Genomic DNA, 20,652 nt, shown 5'->3' with positions numbered 1-20,652 from the left:
ATACGAAGCACTATGAGCGAAAGGATGCGAATATGACCGATCCAACTCAACAAATCGCGAACGATACGGATAAGTCCAGGCATGAAGGCGATCAGATGCATCCTGCGGATCTGCTGACTATGAGGGCTCAGCGAGAGCATGCGGTCAAGGAGGATGCTGAAACATCTGACGCCTCCCGACCCGCTGGAAGCAATGCCGGTCCAATAGCACTGGCAGCGGCATTCGAAGGCTACCGCAAGAGCGAGAAGCGCACGCGTTCCGGAAAGGTGGCACTGATGCTGGCACGTTGTCGCAACATCATCCTTCCCTATCCGCGCCACATCGACGGTTTTGCGCAACTGGATGAACTCAGGCTCTTCGGACTGGAAAGGCACGGGCAACCTCAATTGGGCATGGTTTTCCTCGATCCGTCGGGAACCGGGAAGACGACTTTGGCGACGCAATATGGCGCGCTGCTCGCCTCGGAGGCGGAAGAGGGCCAGCTGCCCGCCATACACGCTGGGCTTGGCGTGGGAGGAACCGCGAGCGAACTGTATCTCTCGATCCTGTCCGCACTCGGCGATGACGTGGCAGCAGGCTCGCTCAACACGCTTCGTCGCCGTGCATTCGACGCACTGCGCGATGCGCGGACCGAGATATTGTTCATCGACGAGACGCAGATCGGAGGCAAGAAGAGCGGAATCGACACGGAGATCCTCGCCGAAGTCAAGATCATGCTCGATGATGGCTTGATGCCGATCGTCCTGCTCGGAACCCGCGGTGCGCTCGATCAGGTCCGCAAGGACACCGAACTGGTGCGCCGCATGTTCTCGCCCGGAAACCTCGCGCCGCTCGACTGGAGCCAAGACGAGGACCGGGAGATATGGACCCAGTTCCTCGCGCATTTCGACCGGGAAATGGTAGCACAAGGGATTGTTGAAAAGGAGGCAGGCTTCGCGGATAAAAATCTGGCCGAACAGTTGTGCATCCTGTGCGAGGGAATCATCGGCCAGTTCACCCGTTTGATCCTCATGGCTCTGCGCGAAGTCATCCGCGACGGACGAACACGCATCGAACTGGACGATCTCGCTCTTGCGGGCGACGAATGGTCGCTAAGGGAGGACGCAGGCAACACCAACCCCCTTTGGACTTTAGTCGATGGGGGTGCGATCGAGGATGAAAACATTGTCGATGATGACGAGGAAGGAACCTCCTTCCCAGATGAAGTATCGACCTCGATCTAATTGATGGATCCGACGCGGAATCGAAACCTCAATCAGCGATGACACGCTTGCACCATCATACCACCAAGCACCGAGCTCTCTACTTCGGCGTCGAGCCCCGCGATGGTGAGTCGCTTCGAGGTTTCATAGCCCGAGCGTGCCGCAGGAACGGAATCTCGAACACCTTCTCCGTCATGCGGCATCTCGGCCAGACGCACCGAAACAGACTACGGCCGTCCGAAGACGGATCGATCTCCAGCCAACGGCTCGCCGCCATGCTCGGATGTAGGGAAGAAGGGATAGACGCTATGCGCTATCCTGCCTTGGATTTGCGTCGGCGGTCTTTCCACGGAACTGCCATCCACCAGGATCGGATCGAAACCAGACGTCGACGCTTCTCCCCAAGCTTCCTCGCTCACGAGCAGACCCATCTCGCGCTGTGGGAACTCAGCGACCTGCCATTTTGCCCCATAGGCTGGGATCTGCTGCTGGCCCAATGTCCATGCCAACCAGGTGACGGGACAATCCAAGGATGGACGACGACGCGCTCTAGCGTAGGACATTGCGACCAATGCAACCAACGGCTTGATAGGCTAGATTCAGCGTCGGTGCCGGCAGCGATGCGGCCAATTCTCGCGATGGTGGCCGGTCTGGTCGATCCTGATCCCCTGTTCAGAAACCAAGCGACGAAGTGTCTGCCTTCCGCAATCCAGGATACGCCATCGGGGGACATCTTTGCCTTGGCGGTGAAGATCGCCAAGTTTGTCGATGCAAGAGGTGAATACGTGCCATCAATCCATACCGAACCCACGGTCGGCGGACTGCATGCGGCCGGAGAGATACTGATCGACTGGCCGAACGGCCTGGACCGGATAAACGCCTCCACACCGAACAGTTCACGCTCGCTCCAGAACCTGATCAACGATTATGTCACGCTCGGTGATATGCGAGTTGTAAACGAAGCCGAACCGGAGGCTGAAATCCGATGGGCCGAGCATGGTAGCGCGCATCTCGCGACAAAACCGGCATCCAAGATCGCAAGACTCAGCATCGAAACGCTCGAAGCGATCTGGAACGATGGATTGGTCGCCAGATATGGTCGGCGGCACGGAAACCGAATCGTTCCCGCCTTCGACGAGCCCGAACTGAGATCGCTTGCTGCGCGGTGGCATGACAGGCGCGACGCCATCGAAACCTCGACTGCTTACGGCATCGAGAGATACGGCGTCGAACAATTGGCAGCGTTGGAAATCCTGCCAGCGGACGGCATCGGCCTTTCAGGCAGCGGTCCGTATTTTACGACAGCGGCGTTAAGACGTTTCGAAGATGATCTGACCGCACTATCGGTAACCATCGTAAACGAAGACACTATTTCTCTTGGCGATGTCATGAAGATGGTTGGCGGCCGCGCAAAACCATGGGGCCCAACCATCCTCGCTCTGCTGGCGGGCAGGATCAACTTCGAATTCCGTAAGGGATGGAAGCTCACTGGAACTAGGATCGGCAGAAGCGATGCCGGCGAAGTCACTCGCTTACGCTTTAATCCCGACAACCATCCGACATCCACATTCGACCGGCATATGAACCAAGCCGATGCTTTGGGCGTGCTCAACGCCAGCGTTCATCGAACCCATCTTCTTGAAGGCCTCAGCCGCACGGTTGGCCACCCCAAGCTGTTGCTCGTCAGCGAGGTCGAAGAACTGGCAAAGCAGGTTATCACTACTGCAGAAATCGCGATGCGCCTGTCGATGAGCTTCGCCGCGGCACATGCGTTCGTCACCGAGGCCGGCCTCAAACCTGTCCGAAAGGGGGCGTTCAGTCGATCTTCCTTCGAGATCATGATAGGCGCAGAGATGCGTAGGGTGCTCTTGCGACTGAAGCGCTGGGACCCATAGGCTGGGATTACGCGAAAAGGACCGAACTATGGTTCTTTTCGACAGAATCGAGGTTTTGCGGGCTACTTGTTCACGAAATGGTATTGGGACTTGTTCACAGAATGGCGGAAAACCATGGCTAAGCTGCGTGGTTCTTAATTACAGGCTACAACCTTCCGCTGATCCCCGACTTAATCGGCGGCCTTCACCGCCATGTTGTCGATCAGCCGCGTTCCGCCGATCCTTGCCGCGACCAGCAGGCGTGCCGGCCTGTCGCCCGTCCTTTCCAGCCGTTGCAGGCTGTCCGCATCGGCCAGAGCGGCATAGTCGACACTGTCGAACCCGGATTCGCGCAGCACCCGTTCCAGCGTGGCGAGGGAGGTGGCCGCATCGCCGCGGGCCTCCATCTCGGCAATGGCGAGCTTCATGGCGTTGGGCAGGGCGGCAGCCGTGGCCCGCAATTGCGGCGACAGGTACCGGTTGCGGCTCGACATGGCGAGCCCGTCCGGCTCGCGCACGGTCGGAATACCGAGAATGTCCTCCGCCAGCGGCCGGGAGAGGTCCAGATCGCGCGCCATGCGCCTGATGACGGCCAGCTGCTGCCAGTCCTTCTCGCCGAACAGCGCCATGTCCGGCAGGACCTGGTTGAACAGCTTGCATACGACGGTGGCGACGCCCTCGAAATGACCGGGCCGGTCCGCACCGCAGAAATCGCTGCTGACGCCATCGACGCTGATCGAGCTGGCAAAGCCGCGCGGATACATGGCTTCGACTGTCGGGGCCCACAGCAGGTCGACGCCTTCCGCTTCCAGCATGGCGCTGTCTTCCGCCAGCTGGCGGGGATAGGCGTCGAGGTCCTCTCCCTCGCCGAACTGGGTCGGGTTCACGAAGATAGAGACCGCCACGTGATCGGCACGCCGCTTCGCCTCGCGGACAAGGGTAAGGTGACCGTCATGCAATGCCCCCATTGTCGGGACCAGGGCGATCGTTCCGCCCCCACCGCGCAGGCCGCTCACGGCATTTCTCAACATTTCCAGCGTGGTGACGGTTTGCACGGATTCCAGCCCTCCGGTAAAACTAGCGGCTCCTGATAGCGAGGGTGTGCCATCGCCGCCACTTTTCGTATCGCCTTTCACAAGGATGATCCCGACGTCATGAAAGCCCAGTCCGCCAGGAAGCCCCATCGCATCGTTTTCGCGAACGAGAAGGGCGGCACGGGCAAATCGACCACGGCCGTCCATATCGCGGTGGCGCTGGCCTATGGCGGGGCGAGGGTCGCGGCGATCGATCTCGATCCGCGCCAGCGGACGACCGACCGTTATCTCGAAAACCGCGCGGAGACGGCGAAGCGGCGCGGCATCACCCTGCCCACGGCGACATCGGCGGTGCTGGACAGCAGCGACCCGGCCGAGCTGGAAGCGCTGGTCGAAAGCCATGCGGGCGATGCCGATTTCGTTCTGTTCGACACGCCGGGGCGTGATGACCCGCTGGCCCGGCATGCTGCGACGCAGGCCGATACGCTGGTTACGCCGCTCAACGACAGCTTCGTCGATTTCGACCTGATCGGGCAGGTCGATGCGGAAACCTTCAAGGTCCGCCGCCTGAGCTTCTATGCCGAACTGATCTGGGAAGCGCGGCTGAAGCGGAGCAAGGCCACGATCGAGGAACAGCGCCGCGAAATGGACTGGGTCGTCGTGCGCAACCGCACCGGCCATACCGAAGCACGCAACATGGCCCGTATCGAGAAGGCGCTGACCGAACTCAGCAAACGGGTCGGTTTCCGCGTAACCGCCGGACTGTCGGAACGCGTCATCTACCGCGAACTCTTCCCCAGCGGGCTGACCCTGCTGGACAAGGGACATCTGGGCGATCTCGGCACCAGCCACCTCGTCGCGCGGCAGGAGCTCAGGCAATTGCTGAAGGGCCTGAACCTGCCCGTCATTCCCAATGTAGCGCGGCAGCTCGAACCGGCGTAGGGTGACCGCCAATGGTGCGGTTCCTTGTCATTGCAGCGCTCGTGTCGCTCGCCTGCCGGGTCGTCTTCGGCCGGTGGCCGTGGCAGTATCTGACATCGCGCAGCACACGCTCGCAGGCGATATTCAACGCGCGCAAGACGCTGGGCGTGCGCGCCGATGCCAACAGAAACGACATAATTGCCGCGCATAAGAGGCTGGTCGCCATGGTCCATCCCGACCGCGGCGGAACCAGCGCGCAGGTGCACGAGGCCAATGCCGCGCGCGATCTTTTGCTGAACGAACTTCCCGATGAAACGCCCAGAGGAACACCGCCGCGATGAGCCATGATTTCGACCCCACCATCCTGCGCGAATACGACATTCGCGGCATTATCGGCGAAACGCTGGACGCGGACGATGCCCGGGCGATCGGGCGCAGTTTCGGCACGATGCTGTCCCGCGCTGGCGGCAAGACCGTGGCGGTCGGCTATGATGGCCGGGTCAGCAGCCCGATCCTGGAAAGCGCGCTGGTCGAAGGGCTGACGGCAAGCGGCTGCGATGTCGTGACCATCGGGCTGGGGCCGACCCCCATGCTCTATTACGCCGAGGCGTCAGGCGAAGAGATAGACGGCGGCATTCAGATAACCGGCAGCCACAATCCCGCCAATTACAACGGCTTCAAGATGGTATTTCAGGGCCGGCCGTTTTTCGGGCAGGACATCCAGGATCTCGGGCGGATGGCCGCTTCCGGGGACTGGGCGGACGGGACAGGCGAGGTCGTGCACCGCCCTGTTCTCGACGATTACATAGACCGGATGCTCGCCGCACTGGACGGGGTCGATAGGGATCGTCTCTCCGACCTGCGCATCGGTTGGGATGCCGGGAACGGCGCTGCCGGACCCGCGCTCGAGAAGCTCGTCTCGAAGCTTCCGGGTGAACATCATCTCCTCTTCACGGAGGTCGACGGCAATTTTCCCAATCATCATCCCGATCCCACTGTCGAGGCCAATCTGGCCGACCTGCGCACCCTCGTCGCGGACAAGAACCTCGACTTCGGTGTGGCTTTCGACGGCGATGGCGACCGGATCGGCGCGATCGACGGCGAAGGCCGGGTCATCTGGGGGGACCAGCTGTTGATGATCTATGCAGAGGACCTCCTCGCAAAAACGCCTAACGCCACGATTATCGCCGATGTGAAGGCCAGCCGCGCCCTGTTCGATCACGTTGCCGAGCATGGCGGACAGCCGGTCATGTGGAAGACCGGGCACAGCCTGATTAAATCCAAAATGAAGGAAACGGGCGCACCGCTGGCCGGCGAGATGAGCGGCCACGTGTTCTTCGCCGACACCTATTACGGCTATGACGATGCGCTTTATGCCGGCATCCGCCTGATGACCGCCTCGGCAAATCTCGGCCGTTCGGTCACCGAGCTGCGCGGCGCGATGAAGCCGATGGTGAATACGCCCGAGATGCGCTTCCAGGTGGACGAGGAACGCAAGTTCGCCGCGATCGAGGAAGTGAAGGCGCGGCTGGCGAACAGCCCTGCTAATGTCGACGGGACGGACGGCGTGCGCGTGACGACGGATGACGGCTGGTGGCTGCTGCGCGCCTCCAACACGCAGGATGTCCTCGTCGCACGCGCCGAGAGCGAGGACGAAGCGGGGCTGGAGCGGCTGATGGCACAGATCGACGAACAACTGGCGCTGAGCGGCCTCGAACGCGGGGAAAGCGTGGGGCACTGACCCGCGAGCCTGAAACCTCGGCCGGAATGGCATGGGCTATTCTCGGCATTGCTCCGGGAGCGGGCCCGGCCGCGATAGAGGATGCCTATCGTCGCAAGCTGACAAGTCTCGACCTGTCGAGCGATGCAAATCTCTATTCGCGGCTGGCACAGGCGCGCTCGGACGCGCTTGCCCATCATGCGCGAGACAGCCGCGCTTCGGCGACAAGCGAAACGCCCGAAAATTCCCGGACCGCCGGTCGGCTCATTGTCGGCTCGAAAGAATTACCGCTAACCGGCGCAGCAATTCCGTCGCCTCGTTCTCGGGCAGGTTGGCAACTTTATGCCGGTCTCGCCGCTGTCCTCTTGCTGGTTTCAGGCCTTGCGGTGGAACGGCTGGTCGCGTTTGCCGATGCGCTGTCCGACATGGCCAGGGGCGGCACCTTTGACCCGCTGCCGGCAGGCGATCGCAGGGACAAGGCCGATGCGATGGCGCCCCTCCTGTTCGGTGAGGGCGTGACCTGGGCCGATGTCGAGGACGCCGATCCCTACATGGCAGACGCGCTGGTTCCGCCGCGAGATCCCGAAATTTCGACACACCAGGCTGCGGAAAGAGCGAGAGCAAATTTGCGTCGCGCGATGCTTTTTTCACGCAGGGACATGGGAAGGTCCGACCTTGCGCAGGTGGGACGGGTTTACCTCGGTTGGCTGAAAACCGCCCGCGCCGCTCCGGGCGATGCTTGCCGAGAGGTGACGGGGCGGGCCTTTTTCGACGAAACCCCTGTCATGGACGAGACTGCCCTGCAGGCTGAGCAAGCGTTGGCCTGGCGGCTGATGCAGGACGGTATTCTTCACTTCGACGAGCAGGAGCCACGAAGTCTGAACTACCCCCAGCCATTACTGGAGGGCGCGGTGGCGGCCACCGGCATGTCGGAGGAAGATCTGCTGCGCGCATCACACTCCCTGACGGATCCGGCCCATTGCGACGCGGTTATCGCCCTGCTCGAAGCTGCCCTGGAAAGATCGCAAACCGTACCGCTGGACGTATTGCAGGAACTCTAGTCCGCGCTGCGTGCACGCTTGCCCTGCCTTGCCAGGCGGCTACCATCGGCAGATGGGCTTCACGAAAAAGGGGGAAATCATGAGACTGACGAAATGGATCGCTGCACCGCTGGGCGCGCTGGCCCTTTGCATGGCGGCACCGGCGTCGGCCCAGGACGACGCGATGTCGGGTGGGAACATGTCGGACGCCGAAATGGCCGAGTTCGCGCAGATGATGGGCGGCGCGTTCCAGGCCGAACCGTTGACGGCAGAGCAGGAAGCCTTGCTCCCGCTGGCGAACGAGGTGGTCGCGAAACTGGTGCCGGAAGGGTTCTACGAACAATTGATGGTCGACGTCCTCGACACGACGATGCGCCCGATGCTGTCCATGTTCTCCGGACCGGATTTCGTCGTCATGGGCAGTGTTTATCTGGACGAGGGGATGCCCGAACTGACGGACGAGCAGATGGCCGAGCTCGCAGCCACGCTGGACCCTGCCTATTCGCGCCGCGCCGACGTGATGATCGAAGCCATGACCGGCGGCATGGGGGAAATGTTCGCCGCGATGGAGGGGCCGATGCGCGACGGCATGGCACGCTATTACGCGACCCGCTTCACCGGCCCTCAGCTGGGCGAGATCAAGGCTTTCTTCGAAACGCCGACCGGGGCGCTCTATGCCCGCGAATCCATGGCCATGGCAGCCGATCCGCAATTCATGTCGTCGATCATGGGATCGGTGCCCGGCATGATGGGCCAGATGGGCGATTTCGAAGCGAGGATGGAAGCCGCCATGGCCGATATTCCCGAACCGCGCGGGTTCGACGACCTGAGCGCGGAGGAACGCACACGCGCGGCCAGCCTGCTGGGCATCTCGGTTCCCGAGCTGCAAGCCGCGATGGAAGCAGCCGACGCCGAGGACACCGCTGACAGTATGGAAGACTGACAGGGCACGTCCGGAGACCCGGACCTGGAATGCCGGACCCGAGTGGCCGGGTCGCTCGTTATCCCGTCGATGACCGTTCCTCCCGAGATCACCGCCTGGTTTGCCGGGCAGGACTGGCGCGTGCGCCGGCACCAGTCGGAAATGCTGGGGGCCAGCGATGCGGGTCGCCACGCCCTGCTGGTCGCAGATACCGGCGCGGGCAAGACGCTGGCAGGATTCCTGCCTACCCTTGCCGCCTTCACCCCCTCGCGCCTTGGCGATGCGCCGCCGCCCGAGGGGCTGCATACACTCTACGTCTCGCCGCTGAAGGCGCTGGCGCACGACGTGCAGCGCAATCTCGTTCGCCCGGTCGAGGAAATGGGCCTGCCCATCAAGGTCGAGACACGCAGCGGTGATACCCCGTCCGATCGCAAGCGGCGGCAGCGGGACAAGCCCCCGCATGTCCTGCTGACGACACCGGAATCGCTGTCCCTCCTGCTCAGCTATCCGGAGGCGGAGACGCTTTTTGCCGGGCTGAAGCGCATCGTGATCGACGAGGTGCACGCCTTTGCCACCGGCAAGCGCGGCGACCTGCTCGCGCTCGCCTTGACGCGGTTGCAGGCCATTGCGCCCGACATGCAGCGCGCGGCACTGTCGGCCACGGTCGCCAATCCGGAAGGGTACCGCGAATGGCTGGCCCCGTGGGGCGATATCGATAGCGTCGCGCTGGTCGCCGGGGAGGATGGCGCGCCGGCCGATGTCGAGATCCTGCTGCCGGACGAGGAGCGTGTGCCATGGGGCGGCCACGCGGCGACCTGGGCGATCCCGCAGCTCTACGACCTTATCCGGGGCAATCGCACGACGCTGGTCTTCACCAATACGCGCTTCCTGTCCGAATATATCTTCCAGCACCTGTGGGATGTGAACGAGGACAAGCTGCCGATCGGCATCCATCATGGGTCGCTGAGCAAGGAAGCGCGGCGCAAGGTCGAAGGCGCCATGGCGCGCGGCGAACTGAGGGCGCTGGTGGCGACCGCCAGTCTCGATCTGGGAGTGGACTGGGGCGATATCGATTGCGTGGTGCAGATGGGCGCTCCGAAGGGCTCCAGCAGGCTGCTGCAGAGGATCGGTCGGGCCAATCACCGGCTCGATCTGCGAAGCCGGGCGATACTTGTGCCGGGCAACAGGTTCGAATTCCTGGAAGCAACTGCGGCGAAGGAAGCGGTCGATGCCGGACAGCGCGACGGCGAGGATTTCCGCCCGGGCGGCCTCGACGTTCTTGCCCAGCACGTGATGGGAACCGCCTGCGCCGGGCCGTTCGAAGAGGCTGCCTTGCTGGCGGAGGTACGGTCCAGCCTCGCCTATGCATGGATCGACGAAGAGATCTGGGACCGCGTGCTGACTTTCGTTGCGACCGGCGGATATGCGCTCAAGGCCTATGACAAGTTCCGCCGCATCGTGCGGGAGAAAGGTGCGGGCGGAGACGGGGCGGTCTGGCGGTTGAGACATCCCGAACAAGCGGCGCGCCACCGGCTGAATGCCGGGATCATCATGGACGGCGAGATGCTGGACGTGCGTTTCCGTAACGGCCGCTCGCTGGGCAGGGTCGAGGAACGCTTCGCCGCCCAGCTATCGCCGGGTGACACCTTCGCCTTTGCCGGGACGTCGCTGGAGGTCGAACAGCTGCGTGACATGGAAGTGGTGGTGCGGGCCTCTACCAAGGCGGCGATGATCCCGTCCTATGGCGGGGCGCGCATGCCGTTGACCACGCACCTGGCCGACAGGGTGCGGGCCATGCTGGTCGACCGGGCTGGGTGGGCACGCTTTCCCGACGATGTTCGGGAATGGCTGGAAGTGCAGGACTGGCGCAGCGAAATGCCGGGCCCGGACAACCTGCTGGTCGAAAGCTTCCCCCATGCGAAGCGGCATTACACGGTCTATTACACTTTCACCGGGTGGAACGCGAACCAGTCGCTCGGGATGCTGATCACGAAGCGCATGGAGGATCGCGGGCTGATGCCCGGCGGGTTCGTGGCGAACGATTACTCGCTGGCCGTCTGGGGCCTGAAACCGGTGGCCGATCCGGCGCCGCTCCTTTCCCCGGACATCCTGGCGCATGAATTCGTGGACTGGGTGCAGGACAGCCATCTGCTGCGCCGTTCCTTCCGCGAAGTGGCGGTGATCGGCGGACTGGTGGAGCGGCAGCACCCGGGCAAGCGCAAGAGCGGCAAGCAGGTCACCTTCAGCACCGACCTGATCTACGATGTGCTGCGAAAATACGAACCCGAGCACGTCCTCCTGGAAGCGGCATGGGCCGATGCACGGGAAAGGATGACGGATGTGGGGCGGCTTGGCGACCTGCTCGATACGGCAGCCGAACGGCTGGTCCATGTCGAACTCGACCGGGTAAGCCCGCTTGCCGTGCCCGTCATGGTGATGATCGGGCGCGAGGCGACACCGCAAGGGGCGGTGGACGACGAACTGCTGCTGGAGGCGGAGAGCCTGGCGGGACAGGCCATGCGGGTCGACGGCCTCGATGGGCTTGGCGAGGCTTAGCCGGCGCAGCGGGGGCCGGTATCCAGATGCATGGGGCAAGAAAAAAGGGGCGGATCGCTCCGCCCCTTCTCGAAAGTCTGTTGCAGCTACGCGGTTATTCGGCCTTGCCGAATGCCCGGTACTGTTCGTTTCCGACGAAGCCGAAGCGGCTGACGCCCGAACCCTTGATCACGTTGAGAACGCGAGCCGACAGGTCGTAACTAGCGGTCGCTTCCGGTTCGAACTGCAATTCGGGTTCCGGATTGATGTTCTTCGTGTAGTTGAGGTTCCTCACCAGCTCGTTCTGGTTGATCGAATCGCCGTTCCAGAGAATTTCTCCGGCTTGCGTCAGAACGATTTTGTTCTGGATCGGGTCAATATCGTTCGGGTCTACCGGCTCGTTGCTGGGCTGCGGGAGGTCGATATTTACCGCGTGAGTCGCGACGGGGATGGTGATGATGAACATGATGAGCAGAACGAGCAGAACGTCGATCAGCGGGGTCATGTTCATATCAAGCATCGGCGAACCGTCGTCTTTGCCGCCTGACATTGCCATGGTGTGTGCTCCTTAAATCTCTTCTACCCGATCAGCCGTTGGGGTCGACCGGATTGGAGATGAATCCGACAGTCGGGTAACCGGCTGCCTGGACGTTGTAGATGGTCCCGGCAACGCAGCGCCACGGCGCATCCTTGTCTCCGCGGATGTGAACCTGCGGAATCGCATCGGGGTCTTCCAGGATGGCTTCCGGGCCACCTGCGCGCTGCACGATTGCGTCGAGACGGCGGAACGCCTCGTCATACAGTTCTTCCGAGGTCACGGGGGTGATATTGTTGAAATAGACGCGGCATTCGCCCTGGCGCGAGGCGCCAAGATAGCCGGACTCACCGGCGCTAAGGCCGTTTTCGTCGGACGTGCTGACGGTAAGAAGAAGGTTTTCCACCTTATCTTCCGACTCGACCGATTCCATGATGGGGACTTCCAGCTGGTCGATCGTCTGGATAGCGACCGGAACCGCAATCAGGAAGATGATCAGCAGAACCAGCATCACATCCACGAGCGGCGTGGTGTTGATGTCGGACATCGGCGTTTCGCCGCCTGCCATCGAAATTGCCATGGTTACATCCTATCCGTTGGCCAGTTTTCGAGGGTGGAAGCGGGGCCGCCGGGACGGCCCCGCATTCGCACTTACTTCTTGACCGTGGTGGTGGTGGTCGTCGTGGCGGGCTTTGCAGCCGGTGCCTTGGCAGCGGTTGCGGCCGTCTTCGTCGAGGTCGAGGTCATCACAGCCGGCTTGATCGCGCCGTTCGAGTTGATGTTCGCCAGCAGGTCGGTCGAGAAGCTGGAGAGCTTTTCGGCAATCCGGCGGTTACGGCTCTGCAGCCAGTTGTACGCAAGCACGGCCGGGACGGCCACGAGCAGACCGATGGCGGTCATGATCAGGGCTTCACCGACCGGGCCTGCGACCTTGTCGATCGAAGCCGAACCGGCGAGACCGATGTTGATCAGGGCGCGGTAGATACCGATCACGGTACCGAGCAGACCGATGAACGGTGCGGTAGCGCCGACCGATGCCAGGAACGGCAGACCGCCAGCCAGCTTGGCATTGATGCTGTCTTCCGAACGCTGCAGCGAACCGTGCATCCAGTCGTGAGCTTCGAGCTTGTCGGTCATCTTGCCGTGACGTTCCTCGGCGACGAGGGCGTCGTCGACGAGCTGACGCCATGCGCTGTTCTTCTCGAGCTTGGTAGCGCCGTCCTTCAGCGAGTTGGTCCGCCAGAACTGCGAGCGGACCTGCTCGTACTGGCTGTTGATCTTGCGCTGTTCGAACAGCTTGGTGAACAGGATGTAGAACGAGCCCACGGACATGATCACGAGAACGCCGAAGATCGCCCATGCGATCACGCCGCCCTGTTCCATAGCTTCCATGAAGCCGAACTGGTTCTGCGGTGCGGCTTCCCCGGCCGCTGCGGTAAGAAGTTCGAAGGTCATTTGTCTGGTCCTCTCGAAAGGAGATTTAATCGAATAAAAGTCTTAGTCCGGCAGGACGTAACGGATCGCTTGCGTCGTCGTGCTGCTGATGGGGTTGCCCGCATCGTTCAGCGCAGGATTGTAGCGTGCATAACGCTGCATTCCGCGACAGGCTGCGTCGTCCAGCGAACTGGAGCCGGAGCTGCCAGTGACCGAACATGACGATACGCGTCCGTTTGCGCCCACGGTGATCCGCATCGTGACGGTACCCTGTTCCTCTGCGCGCAGTGCGCGGGAGGGGTAGTCGCCCTGGATACGGCCGGCCCAGCGCTGCAGGTTGTCCGGCGACGCTGCACGTGCCTGCGAAGGCGGCGGCGGCGGCGGGGGAGGCGGCGGCGGGGGCGGCGGGGCTGCTGCCGGCGGCGCGGGCGGCGGAATACGAACCGCAGGCGGCGACGGCGGCGGAATCGTCTGCACGGTACGGACCGGCGGAGGATTCGGCGCAATGCTGATGGGCGGCGGCGGAGCCACCGGCGGAGGCGGTGCCACCTCGGGAATTTCTTCGGGCGGGGGCGGCGGTTCTTCTTCTTCGGGCGGCGGCTCCTCGATATCGACCGTCGTCACGCGCTCCACGACCTTCTGGGCCGCTTCGTACGCAAGTCCGGTGACGAGGGTATAGCCGATAGCCACATGAATAAGAGCAACGATGATGATCGCAATTACGCGATTACCGCTCATCTCTTGGTCAGCGTAGGCCATGCAGTCGCATCACTCCGTCTGCACCGGGAAAGGATCCCGGCAGGGGGTTCTGTCAGGGGGTAAAGTCCCCGACGCTATCAATCGAATCCCGATTTCCGAACCATGATGGAGTAGAGGCGAGCCCCGCTCCGGCCGTCGACCGGGAGTGTCATGGAGAGACCGATTCTGATCGTCGCCTTCCCCAAGACCGGCTGGTTCCTTAGCATTCACCGGCATCGGCGCAAACGCTTTCTCGGTTAAGCGGTAATTCACGCCGATCATGGTCTCAATGGGTGCAAATTGCGAAAGTTCCGACTGCGGTCGGCGCCCATTCCCACCGGAGAACCCTATGCCACGCCCCTTCTGCATTCGTATCCACGGCCCTGCCCTCAAGGTGGTAGCGTCGGTCGCAGCGATGGGCGGTGCGATGGCGATGCCGGCTCCGGTACTTGCGCAAAGCGGCAGCCTGCCTGCGGCTCAGGGTGCGCCGACCTATGCCGATCTGGCGGACCTCGCCGATGGTGCGCCGCTCGTGCTGAAGGCAGAAGTGAAGCGGCAGGCGCAGGTCAAGCCGGAGCGCGCCCCCGGCCTCGCGCCGGGCCACGCGCGGCTTTATCTCGAGGCGGAAACCCTCTCGCTGATTTCGGGAACGGTCCCCGTCGGCGAATCCCTGAAATATCTCGTCGACGTGCCGCTCGATTCCCGGGGGAAGGCGCCCAAGCTGAAGAAGAGCGAAGTGATACTGTTCGCGCGACCGGTCACCGGCAGGGCGTCCGAGATCCAGCTCGTCAATCCCTCGGCGCAGCTGATGTGGTCGGCCCAGACCGAGCAGCGCCTGCGCCCCATTCTTGCCGAACTCGCGTCGGCGGATGCGCCGCCGCGCGTGACCGGCATCCGCGATGCCCTGTCCGTTGCCGGAAACCTGGTGGGCGAGTCCGAGACGCAGCTGTTCCTCGATACGGAGGGGCGGCGGCCCGCCTCGATCACCGTGACCCGCAGGCCCGACATGGAGCCTGCCTGGGGCGTGTCCTGGACGGAAATCGTCGATCGCGCCGCCATGCAGCCTCGCCCGCAAAGCCTGCGCTGGTATCGCCTCGCCTGCTTCCTTCCCGCCTCCCTGCCTGCCGATGCCAATCTGTCTTCCGACAATGACGACCGGCAGCGTGCAGAGCGCGATTACGCCTATGTGATGCAGTCGCTGGGCCCCTGTCCGCGTAATCTTTGATCCTTTTGCGAAAGGCCGCGCGCAGTCGGGCTTGCCGTCCCGATTGCAACGGGCGCTAGCGCGAGATGAAGATTAACTGCCTGCACGCGCGGCATGCGGGCAGCTATGCGCCGGTGCCATGACACATGCCGAGAAACCTGCCGCCCGAAACACCGCCCCGCTCCGCCTCGGTATAGCGGGCCTCGGGACCGTTGGCGTCGGCGTCCTTCGCCTGCTGGAGCAAAACCGGGACCTGGTGCAGGCGCGCGCGGGCCGGGCCATAGAGGTGGTCGCCGTCCATGCACGGGACCGCGCGAAGGATCGCGGTGTCGATCTCGCTCCCTATGCTTGGGCAGAGACGATGGAGGATCTGGCCTCCAACCCCGATGTCGACCTGGTGGTGGAACTGGTCGGCGGATCGGACGGTCCTGCACTGTCGCTGGCCGAAGCCGCGCTGGAGCGGGGCAAGGGCGTGGTCACCGCCAACAAGGCCATGATCGCCCATCACGGCCACCGCCTGGCCAAGCTGTCGGAATCCGGTGGCGGCGCCTTGCGCTTCGAAGCGGCGGTTGCAGGCGGCATCCCCGTCATCTCCGGCCTGCGCGAAGGCGCGGCGGGCAATGCGCTGGAGCGGGTTTACGGCATCCTCAACGGGACGTCGAACTACATCCTGTCGGAAATGGAATCCTCTGGCGCCGACTTCGCCGAAACGCTGGGGGATGCGCAGAAGCTGGGCTATGCCGAGGCCGATCCGGCCTTCGATATCGACGGGGTCGATGCGGCGCACAAGCTCGCCATCCTGTCGGCCCTGTCCTTCGGCACGCAGGTGGATTTCGACGGGGTGGAGATCGAGGGCATCCGGCAGGTGCGCGCCGTCGACATCGCCCGCGCCGACGCGCTGGGCTATGTCGTGCGCCTGATCGGTGTGGCGGATATCGATGACAATGGAAACGGTGGCGACGCGCCGCGCCTGCTCCAGCGGGTCCGGCCGTGCCTGATCCCCAAGAACCATCCGCTCGCGCCCATCGACGGGGCGACCAATGCGGTCGTCGCGGAGGGCAATTTCGCCGGCCGGCTGATGTTCCAGGGTGCAGGCGCGGGCGAGGGTCCGACGGCCAGTGCCGTGATGGCCGACATCGTGGCCGTCGCGCGCGGGGACCGCACGCCGCCCTTCTCCGTCCTTGCCGATACATTGCGCGCCGCCGAACGCGCCGATTCGGGTGCGCGCATCGCGCGGTCCTACCTGCGCTTCAGCGTGGCGGACCGCCCGGGCGTTCTGGCCGAACTGACCGCAGCGATGCGCGACGCCGACGTTTCCATCGAAAGCCTGATACAGGACGGCGAGTCGGGCGAGGACGGGGTGCTGGTCGCCATGGTGACCCATGCCGGCCCGGTGGCGAATGTCCGGCGCGCCATCGCGCTGCTCGAAAATTCGCCCAGCCTGACGGGCCAGCCGCTGGTCATGCCGATCCTGCGCAGCTGACGCCCCTGATTGCTCGACAGCGGCGGCGGTCGCGTTTAAGCGCGTCGCGACCCAACCTCCCGCGACTACAGGACCCTGCCACCATGAGCGAAACCCGCACCGAAAACGAACTCGACCGCGTTCTGGTCATGGAAATGGTCCGCGTGACCGAAGCGGCGGCAATCGCGGCATCGAAACTGATCGGGCGCGGTGACGAAAAGGCCGCCGACGCTGCAGCGGTAGAGGCGATGCGCGAGGCGTTCGACCATCTCTACATGGACGGCACCGTCGTGATCGGCGAGGGCGAACGTGACGAGGCGCCGATGCTGTATATCGGTGAAAAGGTCGGCGGCGCGCCGGGCAAGGGGCCGAAGATCGACATCGCGCTCGACCCGCTGGAAGGCACCACCATCACGGCGAAGGCCGGCCCCAATTCGCTGGCAGTGCTGGCCGCTGCGGAGCAGGGCTGCCTGCTGAATGCGCCCGACACCTATATGGACAAGCTGGCCGTGGGGCCGGGTTATCCCGAAGGCATCATCGACCTGGCGAAAAGCCCGACCGAGAACGTGAAAGCCGTGGCCGATGCCAAGGGTGTGGAACCGTCGGAAATCATCGTCTGCGTCCTCGATCGGCCGCGCCACGAAGCCATGATCGCAGAACTGCGCGAATTGGGCTGCGGCGTGGTCCTGATCGGCGATGGCGATGTCGCGGGCGTTATTGCCACGACCGACGAAGACACGACGATCGACATGTATATGGGCCAAGGCGGCGCGCCGGAAGGCGTGCTGGCGGCAGCAGCGCTGCGCTGTGTCGGCGGCCAGTTCAACGGCCGGCTCGTCTTCCGCAATGACGAAGAAAAGGCGCGGGCCCGCAAATGGGGCATCCCTGACGAGGATTTCGACCGCATCTACAAGGTCGACGAACTGGCGAAGGGCGACTGCATCTTCGCCGCGACCGGCGTCACCTCGGGCTCGCTGCTGGAAGGCGTGAAGCGCAAGCGCGGCGGCATCATGACGACCGAAAGCGTGGTCATGCGCGCCAGTTCGGGCACGGTGCGCTGGATCAAGGGTGAGCATCGCGCCTGATCGCTGAAAGGGAGCGCAACCGGGGAACCGGATGTGCGTTTCCTTGCGATTTCCCGCTGCCGGCCTAGACCGTTTGCCGACCCTCGCCCTGCTTTCGATACGTTACCTGCCAAGGACACTGCACGCATGAAAATCATGGCCGCCAATTCGAACCTGCCACTGGCCCGGGCCATTGCGGGCTATCTCGAGATGCCTCTCGTCGATGCCGGCGTTCGCCGTTTCGCGGACGAGGAAATCTTCGTGGAAATCCACGAGAACGTGCGGGGTGAAGACGTTTTCCTGGTCCAGTCGACCAGCTATCCGGCCAATGACAACCTGATGGAACTGCTGATCTGCATCGATGCGCTGCGGCGCGCATCGGCGCGGCGGATCACGGCGGTCGTCCCCTATTTCGGCTATGCCCGGCAGGACCGGAAGCCGGGGCCACGCACGCCGATCTCGGCGAAGCTGGTTGCGAACCTGATTACGGAAGCCGGCGCCGACCGCGTGCTGGCGGTCGACCTGCACGCAGGGCAGATCCAGGGCTTCTTCGATATCCCGACCGACAACCTCTATGCCGCGCCGGTCATGGCGGCCGATATCCAGGCGCGTTACGGGGACCAGGACCTGATGGTCGTGTCGCCCGACGTGGGCGGTGTGGTGCGCGCACGTGCGCTGGCAAAGCGGCTCGACAACGCGCCGCTCGCCATTGTCGACAAACGCCGCGACCGCCCCGGCGAATCGGAAGTGATGAACATCATCGGCGACGTGCAGGGCCGGCACTGCATCCTGATCGACGACATCGTGGATTCAGGCGGGACGCTGTGCAACGCGGCGCAGGCGCTGCTGGACCAGGGCGCGAAAAGCGTGGCTGCCTACATCACGCACGGCGTCCTGTCGGGCGGGGCGGTCGCCCGGGTCGACGGTTCGGCGCTGAAGGAACTGGTGATCACCGATTCGATTCGGCCCACCGATGCCGCACAGGATTCCGACCGCATCCGGCTTCTTCCCATTGCCCCCCTGATCGGCGAGGCGGTGCGCCGCATCGCGGATGAAAGCTCGGTCAGCTCGCTGTTCGATTGAGACGAGCGGGGCGGGGCCGCCCACGGCGTAGGCCCCGCCTGCTCATCGCGGGACATCATTTGCTCCAGGGCAGAGGCTCGTCCGGCGTCCACCGGCCCATCGCCTCCAGCCTGCGGCTTTGCCGGATTTCCAGGTTCACCCGCAGCAGCGGGATGGCCCGCTGGGGCAGTTCGGACGGGGTCATCCCGAAGAAGTGGCGGATTTCCTTGATGAGGTGGGACTGGTCGAAATAGCGAAGCTCCAATTCGCTCTGCTCGTCGGGCGCGACCACCCCGAGGATTGCCGCTGCCATGTCGAGTGCCCTCGCGCGGCGCAGGACCGTCTTGGGGGTCACGCCGTAATCGCGCATGACCAGCCGTTCGAGCGTGCGCGGGCTGATGCCGTGCTCCTCTGCAAAGCCGGCAATGGACATATCGGGCGTGGACAGGCTGGCCCGCTCGAACGCAGTGATGACCGGATCGGGCGGGGCCGTATCGCGCAGGCAGAGAAACTTGCGCATCTCGTCCTCCATGGCGACCAGCCAGTCCTCGTCGCTCGCCGCCGGATCGAAACGCGACGCCAGGTTTCCGTGGCCGACAATCGAATGGTGGTCGTAGATGCAGTCCCGGCTCTCGGTCTGCGCAGGCGCTTCGAGCACGGTCGATGCGCCTGCCCTGAGGTGCATGGTCAGGATGCGGAACGACCCTTGCACGGTCAGCTTCACATGCTGCGACTGCGGTCCGAAATAGAGCGCCATGCCGTCGCGCCCCGGGTCGAACTTCATCAGCCCGCTCGCCGTCTCGGCAATCCAGGTCCCGCCGGTGATGATCCGCAGGCAGGCATGGTCCGTCAGCATCCCGCCATGCAAGGCGGCTCCGGCAGGCAGGTCCAGCTTGCTGACGCCCAGCCAGTAAATCCAGTCGCGAATATCGCGCGCCGGGGCGCGCGCAGCCGAAAGCGGGCTGCCTATCGACGATCCATCGACAGGTGGCAGTCTCTTGGTCAAGAAAACTCCATAGGCAGCACCCCGACTGGCCTGTTTCCCCTACCGGACGGGCGGAGCTGTCGTTAGGGACGCGGCCCGACCCTCTCAGTGCAAGGACACCTACAGCAATGGCTTTGGAAAAGGAAATCGCGCTTGCAGGCCGGCTCGCCGATGCGGCGGGGCAGACTATCAAGCCCTTGTTTCGCGGGGATTGGGCATCGGAGCGCAAGGACGACGCCTCGCCCGTGACCGAGGCGGACCGCGCGGCCGAATCGGCCATGCGCGCCATTATCGAGGCGGAATTTCCCGGCGACGGTATCATCGGCGAGGAATACGGCACGCATAACGAAGGGGCCGGGCGGCAATGGGTGCTGGACCCGATCGACGGCACTATCAGCTTCATGGCCGGGCGCCCCATTTTCGGAACGCTCATCGCATTGCTGCAGGACGGCTGGCCGGTCATGGGCGTGATCGACCAGCCGATTGCCGGGGAGCGCTGGATCGGCAGCATCGGAGAAGGCACGACATTCAACGGCAAGCCCGCCTCGACGCGCCGCTGCCGCCAATTGTCCGATGCCACCATCGCGTCTTCCGGCCCGCAATATTTCACCGACGACCAGGGCGGCGCATTCATGTCGCTGGCCGCGCAGACATCGCAGATCGTCGTCTGGGGCGGCGATTGTTACAATTACGGGCTGCTCGCGAGCGGCCATCTCGACATCGTGTGCGAGGCCGGGCTGAAGCTCTACGACTATGCCGCGCTGGTGCCGATCGTGGAGGGCTCCGGCGGCATGATAGCCGACTGGCAGGGCAATCCTCTCGACGCGGAAAGCGCCAATAGTACTGGGGGGACGGTCATCGCGCTGGGCGAACCTGCCCGGCTGGAGGACGTGCTCGAAGCGATGGGCTGAGGCGCATGC

The 20,652-nt window shown here is 63.7% G+C and carries 19 protein-coding genes and 1 pseudogene; 14 read left to right on the top strand and 6 right to left on the bottom strand.

Annotated features, from left to right (window positions below; translation table 11 throughout):
• The 3 genes and pseudogenes from ACGHJ7_RS12010 to ACGHJ7_RS12000 form a co-directional block, all read left to right on the top strand.
• A partial coding sequence (locus tag ACGHJ7_RS12010) for a TniB family NTP-binding protein (protein ID WP_390477932.1) occupies positions 1-1,223 on the top strand: 1,223 nt, incomplete at its 5' end.
• Between the two features lie 38 nt (positions 1,224-1,261).
• Positions 1,262-1,663: pseudogene (locus tag ACGHJ7_RS12005) on the top strand (TniQ family protein); the annotation flags it as partial.
• A gap of 159 nt (positions 1,664-1,822) precedes the next feature.
• Positions 1,823-3,097 (top strand): hypothetical protein, encoded by a 1,275-nt coding sequence (locus ACGHJ7_RS12000; RefSeq protein WP_390477948.1) that lies wholly within the window; start codon positions 1,823-1,825, stop codon positions 3,095-3,097.
• A gap of 170 nt (positions 3,098-3,267) precedes the next feature.
• On the opposite strand, the gene panC is transcribed toward ACGHJ7_RS12000, so the two are convergent.
• Positions 3,268-4,131, bottom strand: coding sequence for a pantoate--beta-alanine ligase (gene panC / locus ACGHJ7_RS11995; RefSeq protein ID WP_390477929.1), 864 nt, complete (start codon positions 4,129-4,131; stop codon positions 3,268-3,270).
• A gap of 99 nt (positions 4,132-4,230) precedes the next feature.
• On the opposite strand from panC, the gene ACGHJ7_RS11990 reads away from it, so the two are divergent.
• The 6 genes from ACGHJ7_RS11990 to ACGHJ7_RS11965 all read left to right on the top strand — a co-directional run bounded on the left by ACGHJ7_RS11990 (position 4,231) and on the right by ACGHJ7_RS11965 (position 11,269).
• A complete protein-coding gene (locus tag ACGHJ7_RS11990) occupies positions 4,231-5,052 on the top strand; it encodes a division plane positioning ATPase MipZ (protein WP_390477926.1) in 822 nt (273 codons plus the stop codon).
• An 11-nt stretch (positions 5,053-5,063) separates the two neighbouring features.
• Positions 5,064-5,372 (top strand): molecular chaperone DnaJ, encoded by a 309-nt coding sequence (locus ACGHJ7_RS11985; RefSeq protein WP_390477923.1) that lies wholly within the window; start codon positions 5,064-5,066, stop codon positions 5,370-5,372.
• Complete coding sequence (gene pgmG / locus ACGHJ7_RS11980; RefSeq protein ID WP_390477920.1) at positions 5,369-6,772, top strand: phosphoglucomutase/phosphomannomutase PgmG; 1,404 nt, start codon at positions 5,369-5,371, stop codon at positions 6,770-6,772. The genes ACGHJ7_RS11985 and pgmG overlap by 4 nt, the downstream gene beginning before the upstream one ends.
• Positions 6,773-6,798: 26 nt before the next feature.
• Positions 6,799-7,812, top strand: coding sequence for a hypothetical protein (locus ACGHJ7_RS11975; protein WP_390477917.1), 1,014 nt, complete (start codon positions 6,799-6,801; stop codon positions 7,810-7,812).
• A 79-nt stretch (positions 7,813-7,891) separates the two neighbouring features.
• Positions 7,892-8,734 (top strand): DUF2059 domain-containing protein, encoded by an 843-nt coding sequence (locus tag ACGHJ7_RS11970; protein WP_390477914.1) that lies wholly within the window; start codon positions 7,892-7,894, stop codon positions 8,732-8,734.
• 69 nt (positions 8,735-8,803) lie between these two features.
• The gene (locus ACGHJ7_RS11965) at positions 8,804-11,269 is read left to right on the top strand and encodes a ligase-associated DNA damage response DEXH box helicase (protein WP_390477911.1); all 2,466 of its coding nucleotides are present in this window, start codon (positions 8,804-8,806) and stop codon (positions 11,267-11,269) included.
• 94 nt (positions 11,270-11,363) lie between these two features.
• On the opposite strand, the gene ACGHJ7_RS11960 is transcribed toward ACGHJ7_RS11965, so the two are convergent.
• The 4 genes from ACGHJ7_RS11960 to ACGHJ7_RS11945 all read right to left on the bottom strand — a co-directional run bounded on the left by ACGHJ7_RS11960 (position 11,364) and on the right by ACGHJ7_RS11945 (position 13,955).
• Positions 11,364-11,804 carry an ExbD/TolR family protein gene (locus ACGHJ7_RS11960; protein WP_390477908.1) on the bottom strand — a complete coding sequence of 147 codons (441 nt, stop codon included), beginning with the start codon at positions 11,802-11,804 and terminating at the stop codon, positions 11,364-11,366.
• Between the two features lie 31 nt (positions 11,805-11,835).
• Positions 11,836-12,363, bottom strand: coding sequence for an ExbD/TolR family protein (locus ACGHJ7_RS11955; RefSeq protein WP_390477906.1), 528 nt, complete (start codon positions 12,361-12,363; stop codon positions 11,836-11,838).
• 71 nt (positions 12,364-12,434) lie between these two features.
• Positions 12,435-13,238, bottom strand: a complete 804-nt coding sequence (locus ACGHJ7_RS11950; RefSeq protein WP_390477904.1) for a MotA/TolQ/ExbB proton channel family protein — start codon at positions 13,236-13,238, stop codon at positions 12,435-12,437.
• 42 nt (positions 13,239-13,280) lie between these two features.
• Entirely contained in the window at positions 13,281-13,955 is a 675-nt protein-coding gene (locus ACGHJ7_RS11945) for a TonB family protein (protein ID WP_390477901.1), read from the bottom strand.
• Between the two features lie 349 nt (positions 13,956-14,304).
• Here ACGHJ7_RS11945 and ACGHJ7_RS11940 point away from each other — a divergent pair, with 349 nt between their 5' ends.
• From ACGHJ7_RS11940 to ACGHJ7_RS11925, 4 genes are all read left to right on the top strand, one after another.
• Positions 14,305-15,180, top strand: coding sequence for a hypothetical protein (locus ACGHJ7_RS11940; RefSeq protein ID WP_390477898.1), 876 nt, complete (start codon positions 14,305-14,307; stop codon positions 15,178-15,180).
• Between the two features lie 118 nt (positions 15,181-15,298).
• A complete protein-coding gene (locus ACGHJ7_RS11935) occupies positions 15,299-16,642 on the top strand; it encodes a homoserine dehydrogenase (RefSeq protein ID WP_390477896.1) in 1,344 nt (447 codons plus the stop codon).
• 83 nt (positions 16,643-16,725) lie between these two features.
• Positions 16,726-17,706 carry a class II fructose-bisphosphatase gene (glpX, locus tag ACGHJ7_RS11930; RefSeq protein WP_390477893.1) on the top strand — a complete coding sequence of 327 codons (981 nt, stop codon included), beginning with the start codon at positions 16,726-16,728 and terminating at the stop codon, positions 17,704-17,706.
• A gap of 126 nt (positions 17,707-17,832) precedes the next feature.
• Positions 17,833-18,768: a ribose-phosphate pyrophosphokinase gene (locus ACGHJ7_RS11925; protein WP_390477891.1), complete on the top strand. Its 936-nt coding sequence runs from the start codon at positions 17,833-17,835 to the stop codon at positions 18,766-18,768.
• 55 nt (positions 18,769-18,823) lie between these two features.
• Here ACGHJ7_RS11925 and ACGHJ7_RS11920 read toward each other — a convergent pair whose 3' ends face one another.
• Complete coding sequence (locus ACGHJ7_RS11920) at positions 18,824-19,753, bottom strand: helix-turn-helix domain-containing protein (protein WP_390477889.1); 930 nt, start codon at positions 19,751-19,753, stop codon at positions 18,824-18,826.
• A gap of 107 nt (positions 19,754-19,860) precedes the next feature.
• Here ACGHJ7_RS11920 and hisN point away from each other — a divergent pair, with 107 nt between their 5' ends.
• Positions 19,861-20,643, top strand: coding sequence for a histidinol-phosphatase (gene hisN, locus ACGHJ7_RS11915; protein WP_390477886.1), 783 nt, complete (start codon positions 19,861-19,863; stop codon positions 20,641-20,643).
• The last annotated feature ends 9 nt before the right edge of the window (positions 20,644-20,652 follow it).

The sequence above is a fragment of the Altererythrobacter sp. MTPC7 genome, from assembly GCF_042851395.1.
GTDB lineage: Bacteria > Pseudomonadota > Alphaproteobacteria > Sphingomonadales > Sphingomonadaceae > CAJXSN01.
The sequence above is the reverse complement of the archived record's forward strand: the minus strand, read 5'-3'. Positions and strand labels throughout refer to the sequence as shown.

Excerpts from the sequence above, each read along its gene's own strand:
- ACGHJ7_RS12000 (WP_390477948.1), top strand. The coding sequence starts at position 1,823 with ATGCGGCCAATTCTCGCGATGGTGGCCGGTCTGGTCGATCCTGATCCC.
- ACGHJ7_RS11990 (WP_390477926.1), top strand. The coding sequence starts at position 4,231 with ATGAAAGCCCAGTCCGCCAGGAAGCCCCATCGCATCGTTTTCGCGAAC.
- ACGHJ7_RS11985 (WP_390477923.1), top strand. The coding sequence starts at position 5,064 with ATGGTGCGGTTCCTTGTCATTGCAGCGCTCGTGTCGCTCGCCTGCCGG.
- pgmG (WP_390477920.1), top strand. The coding sequence starts at position 5,369 with ATGAGCCATGATTTCGACCCCACCATCCTGCGCGAATACGACATTCGC.
- ACGHJ7_RS11975 (WP_390477917.1), top strand. The coding sequence starts at position 6,799 with ATGGCATGGGCTATTCTCGGCATTGCTCCGGGAGCGGGCCCGGCCGCG.
- ACGHJ7_RS11970 (WP_390477914.1), top strand. The coding sequence starts at position 7,892 with ATGAGACTGACGAAATGGATCGCTGCACCGCTGGGCGCGCTGGCCCTT.
- ACGHJ7_RS11965 (WP_390477911.1), top strand. The coding sequence starts at position 8,804 with ATGACCGTTCCTCCCGAGATCACCGCCTGGTTTGCCGGGCAGGACTGG.
- ACGHJ7_RS11960 (WP_390477908.1), bottom strand. The coding sequence starts at position 11,804 with ATGGCAATGTCAGGCGGCAAAGACGACGGTTCGCCGATGCTTGATATG.
- ACGHJ7_RS11955 (WP_390477906.1), bottom strand. The coding sequence starts at position 12,363 with ATGGCAATTTCGATGGCAGGCGGCGAAACGCCGATGTCCGACATCAAC.
- ACGHJ7_RS11950 (WP_390477904.1), bottom strand. The coding sequence starts at position 13,238 with ATGACCTTCGAACTTCTTACCGCAGCGGCCGGGGAAGCCGCACCGCAG.
- ACGHJ7_RS11945 (WP_390477901.1), bottom strand. The coding sequence starts at position 13,955 with ATGAGCGGTAATCGCGTAATTGCGATCATCATCGTTGCTCTTATTCAT.
- ACGHJ7_RS11940 (WP_390477898.1), top strand. The coding sequence starts at position 14,305 with ATGCCACGCCCCTTCTGCATTCGTATCCACGGCCCTGCCCTCAAGGTG.
- ACGHJ7_RS11935 (WP_390477896.1), top strand. The coding sequence starts at position 15,299 with ATGACACATGCCGAGAAACCTGCCGCCCGAAACACCGCCCCGCTCCGC.
- glpX (WP_390477893.1), top strand. The coding sequence starts at position 16,726 with ATGAGCGAAACCCGCACCGAAAACGAACTCGACCGCGTTCTGGTCATG.
- ACGHJ7_RS11925 (WP_390477891.1), top strand. The coding sequence starts at position 17,833 with ATGAAAATCATGGCCGCCAATTCGAACCTGCCACTGGCCCGGGCCATT.
- hisN (WP_390477886.1), top strand. The coding sequence starts at position 19,861 with ATGGCTTTGGAAAAGGAAATCGCGCTTGCAGGCCGGCTCGCCGATGCG.